This is a genomic window from Bordetella genomosp. 5 (assembly GCF_002261315.1).
GTDB lineage: Bacteria > Pseudomonadota > Gammaproteobacteria > Burkholderiales > Burkholderiaceae_B > Bordetella.
On sequence record NZ_NEVP01000001.1, the window covers coordinates 567,602 to 585,796 of the forward strand.

Sequence of the window (18,195 nt, forward strand, 5' to 3'; positions counted from 1 at the left end):
GGGGATGGGCACACCCAGCAACCACAGCAGAATCGAACGCATATGAACCTCCTCATTGCTTCACGTTGAACCTCCACTACAGCAATTGACGTGCCTGACCCCGGCCTGAAGCTCGTCCGGCCGACTTGACGGTGCGGCGCTCAGCGGCAATCATCGGGCGGTCTTTGAATTTCCCGGCAGTGAGTGGGCACGCTATGACCCCTGAGTTTTCCGAAGAAAAGCGCCTGCGGGGCGCGCGCTGGCCCAGGGCCGTTGCGCGGGGGCTGGCCCGTGGCGTGGCATTGCTGGCGCTGATCGCCATCGGGGCATGGGGCATCGGCGCACTCAAGTACCAGATGCCGTTTCCGAGTTCGCTCACGGCGCTCGTGATCGTGGTGTGGGGCATGATCTGCGCGGCGATGGGCGGCCTGTTGCTGGGCCGCACGCGCCATTGGCGTCCGGTGCTGGCGCTTTACGTGGCGGCCTGCGCGATCATGGTGATCTGGTGGAGTTCGCTGCAGCCCTCCAACGATCGCGCCTGGGCCGCCGATGTCGGCCGCATGACCTACGGCGAGGTCGAGGGTTCGCATGTGTCGCTGCACAACGTGCGCGATTTCATCTGGCAGGGCGAGGCCGACTTCATGCCGCGCTGGGAGTCGCGCGAGTACGACCTCGATCAGCTGCGTACGGTGGATCTGTTCCTGTCGTACTGGGGCAATGAGGCGATCGCGCATACGCTGGTGTCGTTCGGCTTCGCCGACGGCGAGCGCGTCGTGTTTTCTGTCGAGATCCGCAAAGAGCAGCATGAGCGCTTCTCGGAGCTCGGCGGTTTTTTCAAGCAGTTCGAGATGAGCGTGATCGCGGCCGACGAGCGCGACATCGTCGGCGTGCGCACCTTCGAGCGCGGCGAAGACGTTTATCTTTATCCGATCCGCATGAAGCCCGACGCGATGCGCAGGCTGTTTGTCTCGTACGTGGAAACCGCCAACGCGCTGGTGCGCAAGCCGCGCTTCTATCACACGGTCACGGCCAACTGCACCACCATCGTCTATCGCATGGTGCGCGCCATCGTGCCGGATCTGCCGATGGATCCGCGCATTCTGCTGTCGGGCTATCTGCCCAGCTATCTGTACAAGATCGGCGCGATCGACAACCGCGTGCCGCTGGCGCAATGGCGTCAATGGGCCGCGATCGACGAGCGCGCGCAGTTGTCGCGCGAGCAGGCGGGCGATTTCTCCACGGCGATCCGGGCGGGGCAGCCGCTGCCCTGAGGGAGCGCTGCGGCGCCGGGCGGCTCAGGCTACACTTGGGCGCCGTTTTTCTGCCCGACCCGGTTTTTCCCATGACTTCCCCTGCCTGTGGCGTCGACTTCGGCACCTCCAATTCCACCGTCGGCCTGGCCCGCGCCGGCCAGCCCAGCCTGCTTCTGCTCGAAGACGGCAAAGGCACGCTGCCTTCCGCGATCTTCTTTCATGACGACGATGACGAGGTGAGCTACGGCCGCGCCGCCATCGCCGACTACGTGGCGGGTTACGACGGCCGCCTGATGCGCTCGATGAAAAGCCTGCTCGGCACCTCGCTGATGGAAGGCTCGACCGAAGTGCAGGGCCGCGCGGTGCCGTTTCGCGTCCTGCTCACGCGCTTTATCGCCGAACTCAAGCGACGCGCCGAACAGGCCAGCGGCCAGCCGCTGCGCCAGGCCGTGTTTGGCCGACCCGTGTTCTTCGTCGACGACAGCACGACGGCCGACCAGCTCGCGCAGGACACCCTCGGCGAGATCGCGCGCGATGTGGGCTTCACGCATGTCGAGTTTCAGTTCGAGCCGATCGCGGCGGCCTTCGACTATGAATCGCAGATCGACCGCGAAGAGCTCGTGCTGGTGGTCGACATCGGCGGGGGCACGTCCGACTTCACGCTGATCCGCCTCGGGCCGGCGCGCGCCGGCAAGGTCGACCGCCGCGACGACATCCTCGCGCACGGCGGGGTGCACATCGGCGGGACCGATTTCGACAAGCAGCTGAGCCTGGGTCACGTGATGCCGCTATTCGGCCTGGGCAGCCAGCTGCGCAGCGGCAAGGATGTGCCCAGCACGCAGTTCGGCAACCTGGCGTGCTGGCACACCATCAACCAGGCCTACACCAAGAAGGCCGCCGAGAATTTCGCCTGGATCCGCCAGCAGACAGCCGATCCGGCGCGCATCGGCCTGCTCGACGAGCTGGTGCGTCAGCGGGCCGGCCACTGGGTGGCGATCCAGGTCGAAGAGGCCAAGATCGCGCTGTCCGAAGCGCCGGCCACGCATATTCCGCTCGATCGCATCGCACCGGGGCTGGGTGTGGACGTGACCCGCCCGGGCTTCGACGGGTCGATCGAAGGCCTGATCGGCCGCGTCGAGCGCACCGTGAACGAGCTGATCGCGAGCGCGGGCGTGCCCGCCAGCGCCGTCGACACGGTGTTCTTCACGGGCGGCTCGAGCCGGGTGCCGTTGCTGCGTTCGAGCGTGGCGGCCCTGGTGCCGGCGGCGCGCAGCGTCGAAGGCGACCTGTTCGGCAGCATCGGCGCGGGTCTCGCGCTGGACGCCAGCCGGCGTTTCGCCTGATCGGCTGTCTGCCGGCAGGCGCCTACTGCGGCGGCACGCGAAACGCGGGCGCCGCGGCCGGCGCGCCGCAGTAGTCGGCGAAGGCCTCGGGGCCCGTGGCCAGGCCGCGCGCCCGCGCGAGCTCCCATGGGCGTACGCATTGCGCCAGCCGTTCGCACCAGGCGTAGCCCGCCGTGGGCTTGCAGCCGTGGGGATCGAGATCGGCCCCCGGCATCGGTGCGGCGGGTCGTGCGCCCGGCGCGCCTTCGTTGGCGCAGGCCGCCAGCAACAGCGTGAGCGCGGCAAGCGCGCAGCGTGTGGTGCTCTTCATTTCCTCTCCCCAGACACCGTGCCGCGTGGCCGGCCTCTCGCTGAGTATGGGCGCGCCCCTGCGCTTGTGCGCGGATGGAGATGTGTCGCCTTGTGACGTGTGCGCGCGGCTGCGGATGCTCTTGCGCGCCGGCCGGATGTAGCAGTTGCTAACGGTTCGAGGCGGCGGTGCGGGCCGGTCGGTCGGCGGGATTCGCTACCATGCCAGTCGAGGCGGACCGGGTGGCAGGAGGATGACGTGGCGAAGGCCAGGATGGGGCGGATAGGAGCGGCATGGGCGCTGGCACTGGCCTGCGCAGGCATCGGCGCAGGCGGGGCGCGCGCCGAGTTGCCGGTCGAGGTGGTGGTCTTCAACTACAGCCCGGACCACGAAATCGGCGAGATCAGCGTGCAGGGCCGCTATGTCGGCGGCGTGCACTGGCGCTATGGCGAAGGCGACATGAGCAGCGGCAAGAGCATGTGCTGCATCGACGTGACGCCGGGCCGCGCCGATGTGGCCTGGGAAGTGGGCTGGCCGGTGAGCCAGCCGATTCCCGACGAGGGCCTGGGCCGTTCGGCGGTGGCCGTCGTGCCCGCGGATCCGGGGCAGTCCCGTTACCTGGGTGTGCACGTGTATGCCGACGAACACGTGGAGCTCACACTGAGCCCCGACTGGCCCGCCGCGCGGCCCGATCCGGCCGCGGCCCCCGCCGATCCCGACGCGCCGTCCGAAGACGCGCCGGTACGCTGAGGCCGGGCTTGGCGCCGGCCGGTCAGGCCGTGCCGGCCGCCGCGCTCGCGGCCCGGCGCGACCGCAGTTGCGACAGCACCAGCAGCAGGCCCGCCGCGGCGATCGCGGCGCCCACCAGCGGCACCGCCGCATAACCCAGCCCCGCCGAAATTGCCGCGCCGCCGGCCGCCGCGCCCAGCGCGTTGCCGAGGTTGAAGGCGCCCACGTTCACCGACGAAGCCAGTCCGGGCGCGTGGGCCGCGGCGCGCATCACGCGCATCTGCAGCGGCGGCACCACCGCGAAGGTCGCGATCCCGAAGATCAACAACGCCACCGCGGCGCCGGCGGGCGAGCCCGCCACCCACGGGAACACCAGCATCACCAGGATCACCAGCGCCAGGAAGCCGATCAGGCTGCCGTCGAGCGAACGATCCGCCAGACGGCCGCCCGCCGTGTTGCCCAGCGTGAAGCCCACGCCGATCAGCACGAGCATGGCGGTCACGAATGCCGGCGACGCGCCGGTGATGGCGGCCAGCGTGGGCGCGATGTACGTGTAGAGCGTGAACATGGCGCCCGAGCCCAGCACGGTGGTGAGCAGGGCGACCAGCACGGCGGGTTGCAACAGCACGCGCAGTTCGCGTTTGACGTCGGGGCGGCTGCCGGCCTCGCCGCGCGGCAGGGCGAACAGCAACGCGGCCATCGCCAGCAGGCCCAGGCCGGCCGTGGCCGCGAACGACATGCGCCAGCCGATGGTCTGGCCCAGCCAGGTGGCGGCAGGGACGCCGCCCACGTTGGCGATGGTCAGGCCGAGGAACATGGTCGCGACCGCGCTCGCCTGTTTGTGGCGCGGCACCACGCTGGCGGCCACCAGCGAGCCCAGTCCGAAGAACGCGCCGTGGTTCAGGCTGGTGACGAGCCGGGCCAGCAGCAGGGTGGTGTAGTTGGGCGCGAAGGCCGACAGCAGGTTGCCCACCGTGAAGATCGCCATCAGCGCGATCAATGCCCTGCGCCGCGACCAGCGCGACAGCGCCAGCGTCATGAGGGGGGCGCCCAGCATCACGCCGATGGCGTAGGCGCTGATCAGCATGCCGGCGGTCGGGATGCTGACGTTTACGCCGTCGGCGATCACCGGCAGCAGGCCCATGGGGGCGAATTCGGTCGTGCCGATGCCGAAGGCGCCCACGGCCAGGGCGAGCAGCGGCAAACCGGCCTTCACCGGCGCGGCGGCGCCCGACGCGGCGGCGCCCGGCGCACCGGCGCCCGACGCATCGGCGCCGGAGGGTTGAGTTGTGGTCATGATGGTTGCGTTCCTGTTGAGCGGCCGGGGCGAGGTGCCGCCGGGCGCGCCGTCCTCGGGACGGCATTGAGCATGGAACGCAGTGTGCGCGTTATTGCAGTGCGGAAAAAGCAGCGCCGGACGAAAAGACCTTTGCCTTGGCGTCAAGAATCAGCCGCGCCATGACCCTGATCGTCAGAGGGGGATTATTGCGGGTCAGGCAAGGACGGGGCGGTGTCGGCGGGGCCCGGGCCGAACACCACGCGCTGGAAAAAGCCCGCCAGCACGGCCTGGGTCAGGTCGGCCGACACGGCCTGCGGATCGAAGGCGTAGCTGAACTGCATCCCTTCGGACAGGGCCAGCAGGCCCAGGGCCAGCTGCTCGGGGGGCATGGTGAGCGGCGTGCCCACGCGGGCCGAAAAATGCCGCGCGAAGTCGGCGATGGTGCCGCGCTGCTCGCGCTGGAACGAGAGAAACCCCAGACGGAAGGCCGGGTCGCGCGCGGCCTGCAGCTTGGCTTCCATCCACAGCAGAAAGCATTTGTTTTCGCGGTGGATCTGGCTGTAGTACGCGACCACCCGGGCTTCCATTTCGGCGCGCGAGGCCTGATCCTCGAACAGCGCGCTCATCTCGTTCATGTGCGATTCGTGATCGCGCCGCAACAATTCCAGGAACATCTCCGACTTGGAGCCGAAGTTCGAGTAGAACGCGCCCCGCGTATAGCCCGCGGCCTCGGCGATGTCCTCGACGCTGGTCGCCATATAGCCTTTGGCCAGGAACAGACCCTGTGCCGCGTCGAGCAGACGCTGGCGCGTCTGCTCCCGACTTTGCTCGCGTGTTAACCGGACTTGTGCCATCGGCCGAGTGTAGCATCGACACCCATTTCAGATTCAGGGTTGTATTTGAATACAGGACCGAATTAGAATCCGTCCTAGATTTCGTCCGACCCCAGGCAGGTCCGTCTGGCCGCCGCCCGAAACGCGTCGAGGTACTCCGTGTTCCGATCATCTGCCCGCGCCGCCCCGCGCCGACCCCTTTCCGGAGCCGGCGCGCGCCGCGTCGGCCTGTTGCTCGTGCCGTTCTGCCTGCTGGTGCTGGCAGGGTGTGGTGCCAAGGAAGAGCCGGCCGCCGCGCCGCGGCCCGTCGTGGCCATGCCGGCCCAGCCCGACCAGGCGGCCGCCGGCCTCAGCGTGCCGGGCCGCATCGACGCGCGCGACACCACGCCCTTGTCGTTCCGCGTGGGCGGCAAGATCATCGAGCGCAAGGTGCGCCTGGGCGACACGGTCAGCGCCGGTCAGGTCGTGGCGCGGCTCGATCCGGCCGATGCCGCGAAGAACGCGGCGAGCGCGAAGTCCCAGCTCGCCGCGGCCCAGCATCAGTTCGATTTCGCGCGCCAGCAGCTCAACCGCGACCGGGCCCAGGCCCGCGAGCAGCTGATCGCCGCGAGCCAGCTCGAGCAATCGCAGAATGCCTACGCAGCGGCCCTGGCGCAGCGCGACAGCGCCGCGCAGCAGGCGGCGCTCGCGGCCGACCAGCTCGCGTACACCACGCTGAAGGCCGACCACGCGGGTGTGATCACCGCCGAACAGGCCGACACCGGGCAGAACGTCGCCGCGGGTCAGGCCGTCTACAGCCTGGCCTGGGCCGGCGAGATCGACGCCGTGGCCGACGTGCCGGAAAACGTGCTGGCCGGACTGAAGGTCGGCCAGAAGGCGCGCATCACGCTGCCTGCCGCGCCCGACGCCCGCTACGAGGCCACCGTGCGCGAACTCGCGCCGGCCGCCGACCCCCAGCGCCGCACGTTCCGGGTCAAGCTTACGGTCCATGGCGCGGAGCAGGTCCGGCTCGGCATGACCGCCAACATCGCGTTCGACGGCGCCACGGCGCAAGGCACCACCTACACCGTGCCCGCCACCGCGCTCTTTCATGATGGCCCGGCGCCCGCGGTCTGGGTGGTCAAGGCCGGCGAAGACATCCTGGAGCTGCGCCGCGTGACGGTGTTGCGCTACACCGAGCGCCACGTGGTGCTGGCCGATGGCATTGCCGAAGGCGAGCGCGTCGTGTGGCAGGGCGTGCATGCGGTGGCGGCGGGGCAGAAGGTCCGGCCGGTGCCGCCGCTGCATCCCGAGGATTTCGCCTCGTGAGCGCGCCGGCACCCGGCGCGCACGACGCGCAGCGCCACGAAGAGGGGCGCTTCAATCTATCGGCCTGGGCGTTGCGCCATCAGGCCCTCGTCGTCTTCCTGATTGCGCTCGCAACGATCTTCGGCGTGCTGTCGTACTCGCGGCTCGCGCAATCGGAGGATCCGCCGTTCACGTTCCGCGTGATGGTGATCCGCACCTTCTGGCCCGGGGCCACCGCGGAGCAGGTGCGCGAACAGGTCACCGATCGCATCGCCAAGAAGCTCCAGGAAACGCCTTACACCGACTTCATGCGCAGCTATTCGCGGCCGGGCGAGTCGCTGGTGTTCTTCACCATGAAGGATTCCGCGCCCGCCAAAGAAGTGCAGCAGGAGTGGTACCAGGTGCGCAAGAAGGTGGGCGACATCCAGGCCACGCTGCCGCGCGGCGTGCAGGGGCCCTTCTTCAACGACGAGTTCGGCGACGTCTACACCAACATCTACACGCTCGAAGGCGACGGCTTCTCGCCGGCCACGCTGCGCGACTACGCCGATGCGATGCGCACGGTGCTGCTGCGCGTGCCGGGGGTGGCCAAGGTGGACTACTTCGGCGAGCAGGAAGAACGCATCTACGTCGAGATTCCGAACGCGCAACTCACGCGGCTGGGCGTGTCGCCCGAGGTGATCGGCCGCGCCATCGATGCACAGAACGGCGTCAACTCGACCGGCACGCTCACCACCGCCGACGACCGCATCTTCGTGCGGCCCTCGGGTCAGATCCAGGACGTGCGTGCGCTGGAAGAAACCTTGATCCGCCTGAACGACACGACGGTGCGGCTGGGCGATATCGCGACCATCCGGCGCGGCTATCTCGAGCCGCCCGCCACCGAGATGCGGGCGGGCGGCAAGCCGGTGCTCGGCATCGGCATCACCATGCAGCCGAATGGCGACGTGATCAAGCTGGGTCAGGCGCTCGACGCGCAGACCCAGCAGCTGCGCGACTTCCTGCCGGCCGGGCTCACGCTCACGCAGGTATCGAGCATGCCGCACGCCGTGTCGCATTCGGTCGACGAGTTTCTGCGCTCGGTGGCCGAGGCCGTGGTGATCGTGCTGTTGGTCAGCCTGGTCTCGCTGGGCCTGCGCACCGGCATGGTGGTGGTGATCTCCATCCCCGTCGTGCTCGCCGTCACGGCGCTCTTCATGTATCTGTTCGACATCGGGCTGCACAAGGTCTCGCTCGGCACCCTGGTGCTGGCGCTGGGCCTGTTGGTCGACGACGCCATCATCGCGGTCGAGATGATGGCGGTGAAGCTCGAACAGGGCTGGAACCGCGCCCGCGCGGCCGCCTTCGCCTACACCAGCACGGCGTTCCCGATGCTGACCGGCACGCTCGTGACCGTGGCGGGCTTTCTGCCGATCGCGCTGGCCAAGTCGGGCACGGGCGAGTACACGCGGTCGATCTTTCAGGTCTCGGCCATCGCGCTCATCGCCTCGTGGTTCGCCGCCGTGGTGTTGATCCCGCTGTTGGGATATCGCCTGCTGCCCGAGCGCAAAAAAGAAGAAGGCCAGCCCGACGACCACGAGCACGACATCTACGACACGCGCTTCTACCGCCGCCTGCGCGGCTGGGTGGCACGCTGCGTCGAGCGCCGCTACTGGGTGCTGGGCGGGACGACGCTCTTGTTCGTGGTCGCCATGGCCGCCTTCTCGCTGGTGCCGCAGCAGTTCTTCCCGAGCTCCGATCGCGCCGAGCTGCTGGTGGATGTGAGTCTGGGCGAGGGCGCGTCGTTCGATGCGACCAAGCGCCAGGTGCTGCGCCTCGAAGAGACGCTGAAAGACCGGCCCGAGATCGCGCATCTGGTGAGCTTCGTCGGCACGGGCGCGCCGCGCTTCTATCTGCCGCTCGACCAAAAGCTGCCCCAGCCGAACTTCGCGCAGTTCATCGTCACGACCCATTCCGTCGAGGACCGCGAGCAACTGGCACAGTGGCTCGCGCCGATTCTGCGCGAGCAGTATCCCGCCGTCCGGACCCGCATCTCGCGCCTGGAGAACGGCCCGCCGGTGGGCTTCCCGGTGCAGTTCCGCGTGTCGGGCGGCGATATCCCCACGGTGCGCGCGCTGGCCGAAAAGCTCGCCGACGTGGTGCGCGCCGATAGCCGCACGGCCAATGTGCAGTTCGACTGGGACGAGCCATCGGAACGCTCCGTGCGCTTCGAGGTGGACCAGAGCAAGGCGCGCGAGTTGGGTGTCACCTCGTCCGACGTGTCGGCCTTCCTGGCCATGACGCTGTCCGGCACCACGGTCACGCAATACCGCGAACGCGACAAGCTCATCAACGTCGACCTGCGCGCGCCGGCCAACGAGCGCATCGATCCCTCGCGCCTCGAAACCTTGTCGATGCCCACGCCGAATGGTCCCGTGCCGCTGGGCAGCCTGGGCCGCGCGCATTACGAGCTCGAGTACGGCGTGATCTGGGAGCGCGATCGTCAGCCCACCATCACCGTGCAGGCCGACGTGGTCGGCGGTGCGCAGGGCATCGACGTGACGCACGAACTCGACGCGCGACTCGCGGAGCTGCGCGCGGAGCTGCCGGTGGGCTATCGCATCCAGATCGGCGGTTCGGTCGAAGAAAGCGAGAAGGGCCAGCGCTCCATCATCGAGCAGATGCCGCTCATGGCGGTGGTCGTACTTACGCTGCTGATGATCCAGCTGCAGAGCTTCTCGCGCGTCATGATGGTGGTGCTCACGGCGCCGCTGGGCCTGATCGGCGTGGTCGGGGCGCTGCTGCTGTTCGGCATGCCCTTCGGCTTTGTCGCGATGCTGGGCGTGATCGCGATGTTCGGCATCATCATGCGCAATTCGGTGATTCTGGTGGATCAGATCGAGCAGGACATCTCGGCCGGACATCCCCGCGTGGACGCCATCGTGAGCGCCACGGTGCGGCGCTTCCGGCCCATCACGCTGACGGCCGCGGCCGCGGTGCTGGCCCTGATCCCACTGTTGCGCAGCAACTTCTTCGGTCCGATGGCGACCGCGCTGATGGGCGGCATCACGAGCGCCACCGTGCTCACCGTGTTCTTCCTGCCGGCCCTTTATGCGGCCTGGTTCCGCGTGCGCAACGACGAGCGCGACGAGCCTCCGGGCGTGCCGCCGGGCGCCGACGCAGGCCACCAGCATTCCCACCAGACGCCTGCCGGCCAGACCTCGGGCGCGACGGGCAACGCATCATGATGAGCCTCACACTTTCCCACGCACGTCTGGCGCTCGCGAGTGCCGTGGCGCTGGCCCTGGCGGGCTGCGCGCTCGGTCCCGATGGCCGGGCGCCCGCCACTCCCGAGCCCGCGCACTATGGCGTCGCGCCGACGCCTGCGCAAAGCGCCAGCGCGCAGGGCGTGGCTCAGCAGTTCGAGCAGGGGGCCGTGCCGGTCGCCGACTGGTGGACGCTGTACGGCTCGCCCGAGCTCGATGCCATGGTGCGCGAAGGGCTGGCCAACAGTCCCGACCTCGCGTCCGCCGACAGGCGCCTCGCGGCCGCGCGCGAGCAGTTGCGCGCGCAGATAGGCGAGTCGATGCTGCCCACGATCGATATGGGCGGGCAAGTCGATCGGCAACGCGCGCTAACCATGCCCATGGTCGAGCCGCCGACCATGCTCTACAACACCTTCGTCGGACAGATACGGGCGCAATACACGTTCGACCTGTTCGGCGCCGCACGCTATGCCAACACGGCGCTCGCGGCGCGCGTCGATCAGCAGGCCCATCGTCTCGAGGCTTCGCGCCGCGCGCTCGCCGCGAATATCGTGAGCGGTGCGATCCGGTCGGCCGCGCTGGCACGGCAGGTGGCGCTGAGCACCGAGCAGGTCGGGCTGGCGCGGCAGGTCGCGCAGGATGCCCGGCGGCGCTTCGAACTGGGCTCGGCGTCGCAGCAGGAAGCGCTCGATGCCGAGCAGAATGCAAGCGATCTGGCGGCCGCGCTGCCGGGCTTGCGCAGCCAGTGGCAGTCCACCCGTCATGCCCTCGCCGTTCTGCTGGGCCGCACGCCCGATCAGGCGCCGCCCGATCTGGATTTCACGCGGATCGTGGTGCCGGCGCGGGTGCCGGTGAGCGTGCCGTCGCAGTTGCTCGCCAACCGGCCCGACGTCCAGGCCGCGGCCGTGGCGCTCGAGGGCGCGGCTGCCGAGGTGGGCGCAGCCACCGCGCAGATGTTGCCGCGCCTGTCGCTGTCGGCCTCGATGGGCCGTGGCGGTTTCGACTGGCCCACCGCGCTGTCGGGTCCGGGCGGGGCGATCTGGAGCATCGGCGCGGGGCTGACGCAGCCGCTGTTCCATGGCGGCGCGTTGCGCGCGCAGCGCCGCGCGGCCATCGAGACCTTCGAAGGCGCGGCCGACCAGTATCGCCAGACGGTGCTGGCGGCGTTCCGCAACGTGGCCGACAGCCTCGCCGCGCTCGAGGCCGACAATGAGGCGCTCGCCGCGGCCGAAGCGGCCCGGCAGGCGTCCGAAGGCTCCTACCGCAACACCGCGCGGCGGGTCGAGCTGGGCGCCTTGCCCGGCTTTCAGGGGCGTGCCGCGCAGCAGGCTTATCTGCAGGCGCAACTGCGCGAGCTCAACTACGCGGCCGCCCGGCTGGCCGACACCGCGGCGCTGTTCCATGCCATGGGCGCGGCGCCGGCCGCGCCTGCCTCGCCCACGGGGCGCGCCGCGAGCGGGTCCTGATCGCAGGATGAAAAAGGGCGGCGCCACGGCGCCGCCCGGATGCGGGGCGCGGCCCGGAGTGGCTCCCGAGGCCGCGTCGGGGTCCAGGTTCAGTCGGACAGTTCGCGCATGACCTTGTACAGGTCGCTTTTGCCTTCGAAGCCGATGCCGGGCAGGTCGGGCATGGTGATGTGGCCGTTTTCGACGCGCACGCCGTCCGGAAATCCGCCGAAGGGCTGGAACAGATCCGGGTAGCTTTCGTTGCCGCCCAGGCCCAGGCCGGCCGCGATGTTCAGCGACATCTGGTGACCGCCGTGCGGAATGCAGCGCTTGGGCGACCAGCCGTGCTGGTGCAGCATGTCCAGCGTGCGCAGATATTCCACCAGGCCGTAGCTCAGCGCGCAGTCGAACTGCAGATAGTCGCGGTCGGCGCGCATGCCGCCATAACGGATCAGGTTGCGCGCGTCCTGCATCGAGAACAGATTCTCGCCGGTCGCCATCGGCTTGTCGTAGTAGTTGCGCAGCGTGGCCTGCAGCTCGTAGTCGAGCGGATCGCCGGCCTCTTCATACCAGAACAGATCGTAGGCCGAGAGCGCCTTCGCGTACTGCACCGCCGTATCGAGATCGAAGCGGCCATTGGCGTCCACCGCCAGCTTCTGGCCGTCCTGCAGCACGCTCAGGATCGAATCGATGCGGCGCAGATCCTCGTCTAGCGAGGCGCCGCCGATCTTCTTCTTCACCACCGTGTAGCCGCGGTCGATGTAGCTGCGCATCTCGTCCTTGAGCTTGCCGTGGTCCTGGCCGGGATAGTAGTAGCCGCCGGCGGCATAGACGAAGACCTTGCGATCGGGCTGGCCATTGCCGTAGCGCTCGGCCAGCAGCTGGAACAGCGGCTTGCCTTCGATCTTGGCGACCGCGTCCCAGACCGCCATGTCGATCGTGCCGATGGCCACCGAGCGTTCGCCGTGGCCGCCCGGCTTTTCGTTCGTGAACATCGCGTTCCAGACCTTGTGCGGATCCAGGTTGTTGCCGCTGGCGTCCTGCAGGTCTTCGGGGCGGGCTTCCAGGATGCGCGGGATGAAGCGTTCGCGCATCAACGTGCCCTGGCCGTAGCGGCCGTTCGAGTTGAAGCCATAACCCACCACGGGCTTGCCGTCGCGGATCACATCGGTGATCACGGCCACCAGACTCAGCGTCATTTTGCTGAAGTCGATGTAGGCGTTGCGGATGGGCGAGCTGATCGGCAAGGTGCGCTCGCGGATTTCCACGATCTTCATGGCAGGTCTCCTGGTGAGTTCGAATCGTGGCACTAGCTTAGACCTGCCCGACCTGCCTAAAATTGAACGAAATTCACTAGATTATTTACTTTGGGTGAAAAGTGCGGTGAAAACCGACCTCGCTTCCGAGCTGGACTTTTTCGTGCGCGTGGCGCGCCTGGGCAGCCTGTCGGGCGCGGCGCGCGAGCTCGACCTGAGCCCGGCCGCCGCCACCAAGCGGCTGGCGGGCATGGAAGACCGGCTGGGCGTGCGGCTGCTCAATCGCAGCACGCGCAGCATCAGCCTCACCAACGAAGGCGAGACCTACCTGCGGCACGCCACCCGCATCCTGGCCGACCTGCGCGACATGGAAGAGGCGGTGACCAGCGCCGGCACCGAGCCGCGCGGCCTGCTGCGGGTGAACGCCACGCTGGGCTTCGGCCGCACCGTGATCGCGCCGCTGGTGTCCGCCTTCTGCAAACGCCATCCCAATGTGGATGTGCAGCTCGACGTGACCGACCGGCCCGTGGATCTGGTGGAGGGCGGCATCGATCTCGCGATCCGCTTCGGCAGCCTGCCCGATCGGCGGCTGCGCGCCCGCCGCATTCTGAGCAACCGCCGTCTGCTGTGCGCCTCGCCCGCCTATCTCAAGCGCCACGGCGAGCCCGCCAGCCTCGCCGATCTGGCCGCCCACCGTTGCATCATCCATCGGCAGAACGACGAAGCGCACGGCGTCTGGCGCTTCGAGCACGCGGGCACGACCGAGGCGATCAAGGTCAGTGGCGCGCTCTCGAGCAATGACGGCGACATCGTGCTGGGCTGGGCGCTCGACGGGCACGGCATCCTGATCCGATCCGAGTGGGATCTGGCCAAGTATCTGGAGAGCGGCCGTCTGCGCGTGCTGTTGCCGGACTACACCTTGCCCTCCGCAGACCTGTACGTGTATTACCCGCAACGCCGCAGCCAGACGGCGCGCGCGCGCATGTTCATCGACTTTCTGGTGGAGCACCTCGAAGGGCCGCTCAAGGCCGGCTGAGCGCCGCGCGGGGCGGGGCGTCGAGCGCCGAGCCGGCGCCGCTGTCGATCACCATGCCATCGGGCAGCTTGAAGATCGAGACGGCTTCGCGCAGCTTCTCTGCCTGGTTCTCCAGCGAGCCGGCGGCGGCGGCCGCTTCTTCGACCAGCGCCGCGTTCTGTTGCGTCACGCTGTCCATCTGCGACACGGCCAGGTTCACCTGGTCGATGCCGCTGGCCTGTTCCTGCGAGGCGGCCGAGATTTCGCCCATGATGTCGGTCACGCGGCGCACCGACTCCAGAATCTCGGTCATGGTGCCGCCGGCCGCCTTCACCTGCTGCGAACCCTGCTCGACCTTGGCGGTGGAGTCTTCGATCAGACCCTTGATCTCCTTGGCCGCGCCGGCGCTGCGTTGCGCCAGGCTGCGCACTTCGGTGGCGACCACGGCAAAGCCCTTGCCCTGCTCGCCGGCACGCGCGGCTTCCACGGCGGCGTTCAGCGCCAGGATGTTGGTCTGGAACGCGATGCTGTCGATCACGCCCACGATTTCTGTGATGCGGTTCGAGCTGTCCGCGATCGCGCCCATCGTCTGCACCACGCCGGCCACGGCGGCATGGCCGCGCTCGGCGACGTTCGACGCGGTGGCCGCCATCTGGTTGGCCTGACGCGCATTCTCGGCGTTCTGCTTCACGGTCGACGACAGCTCTTCCATGCTGGAGGCGGTTTCTTCGAGCGAGGCGGCCTGTTCTTCCGTGCGTGCCGACAGATCGCTGTTGCCGGCGGCGATTTCGCGCGTGCCCACGTGAATCTCATCCACGCCATGACGCACCTTGCGCACCGTGCCGACCAGCCCGTCCTGCATGGTCTTGAGCGCGGCGAGCAGCGCGCCCACTTCATTGCGGCCGGCGTCGGGCACGCGATTGGCGAGGTTGCCCGCCGCGATGCGTTTGGCGAGTTCGCCGGCCTGTTCCAGCGGGCCCACGATGATGCGCCGGACCATGAGCGTGGTCGCGATGGCCACGGCCAGGCCGATGGCCAGCACCACCGCCAGCAGCGTGGTGAAGATCGACGAGAAGTCGTTGATCGTCTCCATCGCCGACTCACCGTTGGTGCCGGTGGTCTCGATGAAACGGCCGCGCGCCTTCAGGTAGGTGTCCTGCACGCCCTGCGTGCCCTGCTTCAGATAGCCTTCCATGTCGCCGGCCTGCAGCACGTCGCCGACCCGCTTCAGGTTGGCGCTGTAGGCGTGATACGACTGCACCAGCTCGGCCACGGCCGGGCGGTCGGCTTCGGTCAGCGCGCGCTCGAAAATGGCGAAGCTCTTGTCGGCGCTGGCCACGAAGTCACGTGCCGACAGCAACGACGCGTTTTCCGAAGCCTTGCCCTGCGCCACGCGGGTGGCGTAGCGGCTGAGGTCGGTGCGGGCGGCGACGAGCGACAGCGACGCCGCATTGACCGCATTGCTCTGGACCACCGAGGTGCGATAGAGGTCGCGCACGTCGGTGCCGACGCGCGACAGCGCGAAGTAGCCCGAGCCCCCCAGCAGCAGTTGAAATCCGAAGAACACGATCACCACACCCAACAGCGTGGTCGCGATCTTCATGTCACGAAACATTCCCATGGCTTATCCCTGGCGTAAAAAAGCGCGGCCGGACAGCGAGGCGCGCACGAGTGAACAGAATCGATGCGCCCCTCGGCACGGCCCTCGCGGGGCATGGGCCTGGATCCCTGGGTGCTGACGGACGATACCTCCGGATAACGGCAGTCCGTCCGGGATCTTTAGTGCTAACCCTGATTGACAGTTTTAAGACAGCGTAGGGAAAGCTGTGGCCGCGTGCGGCACTGGCGCGCGGGCGCCGGCCGCCGTCGACACGTGGGAAAGGATGATGACGGGACGCGTGCCGGACACGCGTCCCTGCAGCGCGACGATCAGGTGGCGCGCAATACCCGCACCGGCGCCGACTTGTACGCGGGCGTGCCGCTCTGCGGATCGCGATTGCCCAGGCCCACGAGCACGTTGGCCTCGGGGTAGTAGGCCGCCACGCAGCCGCGCGGGATGTCATAGGTCACGGCGGTGTAATGCGTCAGGCGCGCGGGCTCGCCGTGCATCGAGCCGTCGGCCGCCTCCAGCGTGATCAGATCGCCCTCGGCCAGGCCGCGTTCGGCCAGGTCGTCCGCGTTCATGAAGACCACGTCGCGGCGGCCGAACACGCCGCGATAGCGATCGTCGAATCCGTACAGCGTGGTGTTGTACTGGTCGTGGCTGCGCAGCGTGGTGAGCGTGAGCACGTCGGGCGCGCGCGGCGCATCTTCGCGCACGCCGCGGAACACGCGGAACTGCGCCTTTCCGCTAGGGGTGTGCCAGACCCGCTCGGTGGGGCCGAGGGGCAGGCGGAACCCGCCGGGCTCGCGCACCCGCTCGTTGTAGCGCGCGAAGGCCGGCAACACTCCTTCGATCGCATCGCGGATGCGGTCATAGTCGGCCACCATGTCTTCCCAGGCGATGCCGTGGCGCTCGCCCAGCACCGCGCGCGCCAGGCCGGCCACGATGGCGGGCTCGGAGCGCACGTGCGGCGACGGCGGGGGCAGGGCGCCGCGCGAGGCGTGCACCATCGACATGGAGTCTTCCACCGTGACCGACTGCGGGCCCGTGGCCTGCATGTCGAGTTCGGTGCGGCCCAGGCAGGGCAGCAGCAGGTTTTCGCGCGCCAGGAGCAGATGCGAGCGGTTCAGCTTGGTGGCGATGTGTACGGCGCAATCGAGCTTGCGCACCGCGGCGTGCGTACGCTGCGTGTCGGGCATGGCCACCGCGAGGTTGCCGCCCAGGGCCACCAGCACGCGCGAACGGCCCTCGTACATCGCCTCGATCGACTCCACGGCATCGTGGCCCTTCTCGGCGGGCGGCACGAAGCCGAACACGCGCTCGATGCCCGCGCGCAGCGCCGCCGGCGCTTTCTCGTCGATGCCCACCGTCCGGTCGCCCTGCACGTTCGAGTGCCCCCGCAGCGGACAGATGCCCGCGCCGGGCCGGCCGAAGTTGCCGCGCAGCAGCAGCAGATTGGCGATCTGCTGCACGTTTTCGGTGCCGCGCGCATGCTGCGTCACGCCCATGCCATAGCAGACCAGCGCCGACGGCGCGCGGCAGTACAGCGTGGCAACGTGTTCCAGGTCGGCGCGTGCGAGGCCGCTGATGGCCTCGATCGTGTCCCAGGAGGTGCCGCGCAGGTCTTCGATCAGTGCGTCCAGGCCTTCGGTGTGGGTGGCCAGGAAGTCGTGGTCGAGCGTTCCGGCGCCGCCGGCGGCGCGATCCGCCTCGTCCAGGGCCAGCACGGCTTTCATCACGCCCTTGAGCGCGGCGGCGTCGCCGCCCACGTTCACCTGCAGGTAGGTGGTGGCGATGGGCGTGGCCCCCATCGTGGCCATCTCCACCGGCGACTGCGGCGAGGCGAAACGCTCGAGCGCGCGTTCCTTGAGCGGGTTGAACACGACGATGGGCACGCCGCGGCGGGCCGCTTCGCGCAGGGTCGCCATCATGCGCGGGTGATTGGTGCCCGGGTTGTGCCCCATCGAGATGATGAGGTCGGTGTGATCGAAGTCCTCGAGCGAAACCGTGCCCTTGCCGATGCCGATCGCCTGCGGCAGGCCCACGCTGGTGGCCTCGTGGCACATGTTCGAGCAGTCGGGAAAGTTGTTGGTGCCGTAGGCCCGCACGAACAATTGGTAGAGGAACGCCGCTTCGTTGGATGCGCGGCCCGAGGTGTAGAACTCGGCCATGTTCGGGTCGGGCAGGGCATTGAGCGCCGCCGCGGCGCGCGCGAAGGCCTCGTCCCATTCGATCGGCAGATAGCGATCCGACGCCGCGTCGTAGGCCATCGGATGCGTGAGGCGGCCCAGGTCTTCGAGCGCGTGATCGTTCCAGCCGAGCAGCTCCGTCACGGTGTGGCGGGCGAACACCTCGGGCGAGGCCCGCTTCTTGGTCGCTTCCCAGGTGACGGCCTTGGCGCCGTTCTCGCAGAACTCGAAGGTGGAGGTGTGCTTGGGATCGGGCCAGGCGCAGCCGGGGCAATCAAAGCCATCGGGCTGGTTGTTGCGCAACAGGATGCGCGGCCCCGACACGACGGTCATTTGCGTGCGGATGGTCTGGGCCACGGCGCGCAGGGCGTCCCAGCCGCCGGCGGGGTGGTGATAAGGGCGAATGCCCTCGGGGGTATCGTTCGACATGGCTGCGTGGCCCGGCGTGGG

The 18,195-nt window shown here is 68.7% G+C and carries 13 protein-coding genes; 7 read left to right on the forward strand and 6 right to left on the reverse strand.

All coding sequences use genetic code 11. From position 1 onward, the window contains the following. Positions 1-194 precede the first annotated feature (194 nt). Together CAL25_RS02650 and CAL25_RS02655 are read left to right on the forward strand one after the other, a co-directional pair. Complete coding sequence (locus tag CAL25_RS02650) at positions 195-1,250, forward strand: Lnb N-terminal periplasmic domain-containing protein (RefSeq protein ID WP_249278922.1); 1,056 nt, start codon at positions 195-197, stop codon at positions 1,248-1,250. A 71-nt stretch (positions 1,251-1,321) separates the two neighbouring features. Further along, positions 1,322-2,575: an Hsp70 family protein gene (locus CAL25_RS02655; protein ID WP_094798724.1), complete on the forward strand. Its 1,254-nt coding sequence runs from the start codon at positions 1,322-1,324 to the stop codon at positions 2,573-2,575. A gap of 22 nt (positions 2,576-2,597) precedes the next feature. Here the strand turns inward: CAL25_RS02655 and CAL25_RS02660 are convergent, their stop codons facing one another. Beyond that, positions 2,598-2,885, reverse strand: a complete 288-nt coding sequence (locus tag CAL25_RS02660) for a hypothetical protein (protein ID WP_094798379.1) — start codon at positions 2,883-2,885, stop codon at positions 2,598-2,600. A gap of 237 nt (positions 2,886-3,122) precedes the next feature. Here CAL25_RS02660 and CAL25_RS02665 point away from each other — a divergent pair, with 237 nt between their 5' ends. Then, complete coding sequence (locus CAL25_RS02665) at positions 3,123-3,614, forward strand: hypothetical protein (protein ID WP_141217877.1); 492 nt, start codon at positions 3,123-3,125, stop codon at positions 3,612-3,614. Positions 3,615-3,636: 22 nt separating this feature from the next. Here the strand turns inward: CAL25_RS02665 and CAL25_RS02670 are convergent, their stop codons facing one another. Both CAL25_RS02670 and CAL25_RS02675 read right to left on the reverse strand, forming a co-directional pair. Then, the gene (locus CAL25_RS02670; RefSeq protein WP_094798381.1) at positions 3,637-4,890 is read right to left on the reverse strand and encodes an MFS transporter; all 1,254 of its coding nucleotides are present in this window, start codon (positions 4,888-4,890) and stop codon (positions 3,637-3,639) included. A 185-nt stretch (positions 4,891-5,075) separates the two neighbouring features. Then, positions 5,076-5,726, reverse strand: coding sequence for a TetR/AcrR family transcriptional regulator (locus CAL25_RS02675; RefSeq protein WP_094798382.1), 651 nt, complete (start codon positions 5,724-5,726; stop codon positions 5,076-5,078). A 138-nt stretch (positions 5,727-5,864) separates the two neighbouring features. Here CAL25_RS02675 and CAL25_RS02680 point away from each other — a divergent pair, with 138 nt between their 5' ends. From CAL25_RS02680 to CAL25_RS02690, 3 genes are read left to right on the forward strand one after another with little or no spacing between them, the layout of a single operon-like run. Further along, positions 5,865-7,013, forward strand: coding sequence for an efflux RND transporter periplasmic adaptor subunit (locus CAL25_RS02680; protein WP_432759217.1), 1,149 nt, complete (start codon positions 5,865-5,867; stop codon positions 7,011-7,013). Then, a complete protein-coding gene (locus CAL25_RS02685; protein ID WP_094798383.1) occupies positions 7,010-10,219 on the forward strand; it encodes an efflux RND transporter permease subunit in 3,210 nt (1,069 codons plus the stop codon). Before CAL25_RS02680 ends, CAL25_RS02685 begins: the two co-directional genes overlap by 4 nt. Further along, complete coding sequence (locus CAL25_RS02690; RefSeq protein ID WP_094798384.1) at positions 10,216-11,703, forward strand: efflux transporter outer membrane subunit; 1,488 nt, start codon at positions 10,216-10,218, stop codon at positions 11,701-11,703. Before CAL25_RS02685 ends, CAL25_RS02690 begins: the two co-directional genes overlap by 4 nt. Before the next feature lie 89 nt (positions 11,704-11,792). Here CAL25_RS02690 and CAL25_RS02695 read toward each other — a convergent pair whose 3' ends face one another. Beyond that, positions 11,793-12,959, reverse strand: a complete 1,167-nt coding sequence (locus CAL25_RS02695) for a mandelate racemase/muconate lactonizing enzyme family protein (RefSeq protein WP_094798385.1) — start codon at positions 12,957-12,959, stop codon at positions 11,793-11,795. A 106-nt stretch (positions 12,960-13,065) separates the two neighbouring features. Here CAL25_RS02695 and CAL25_RS02700 point away from each other — a divergent pair, with 106 nt between their 5' ends. Beyond that, complete coding sequence (locus tag CAL25_RS02700; protein ID WP_094798386.1) at positions 13,066-13,974, forward strand: LysR substrate-binding domain-containing protein; 909 nt, start codon at positions 13,066-13,068, stop codon at positions 13,972-13,974. Here the strand turns inward: CAL25_RS02700 and CAL25_RS02705 are convergent. Further along, entirely contained in the window at positions 13,961-15,568 is a 1,608-nt protein-coding gene (locus tag CAL25_RS02705; RefSeq protein ID WP_094798387.1) for a methyl-accepting chemotaxis protein, read from the reverse strand. The genes CAL25_RS02700 and CAL25_RS02705 overlap by 14 nt on opposite strands. A gap of 314 nt (positions 15,569-15,882) precedes the next feature. Continuing rightward, positions 15,883-18,174: an FdhF/YdeP family oxidoreductase gene (locus CAL25_RS02710; RefSeq protein ID WP_094798388.1), complete on the reverse strand. Its 2,292-nt coding sequence runs from the start codon at positions 18,172-18,174 to the stop codon at positions 15,883-15,885. Between the last annotated feature and the right edge of the window lie 21 nt (positions 18,175-18,195).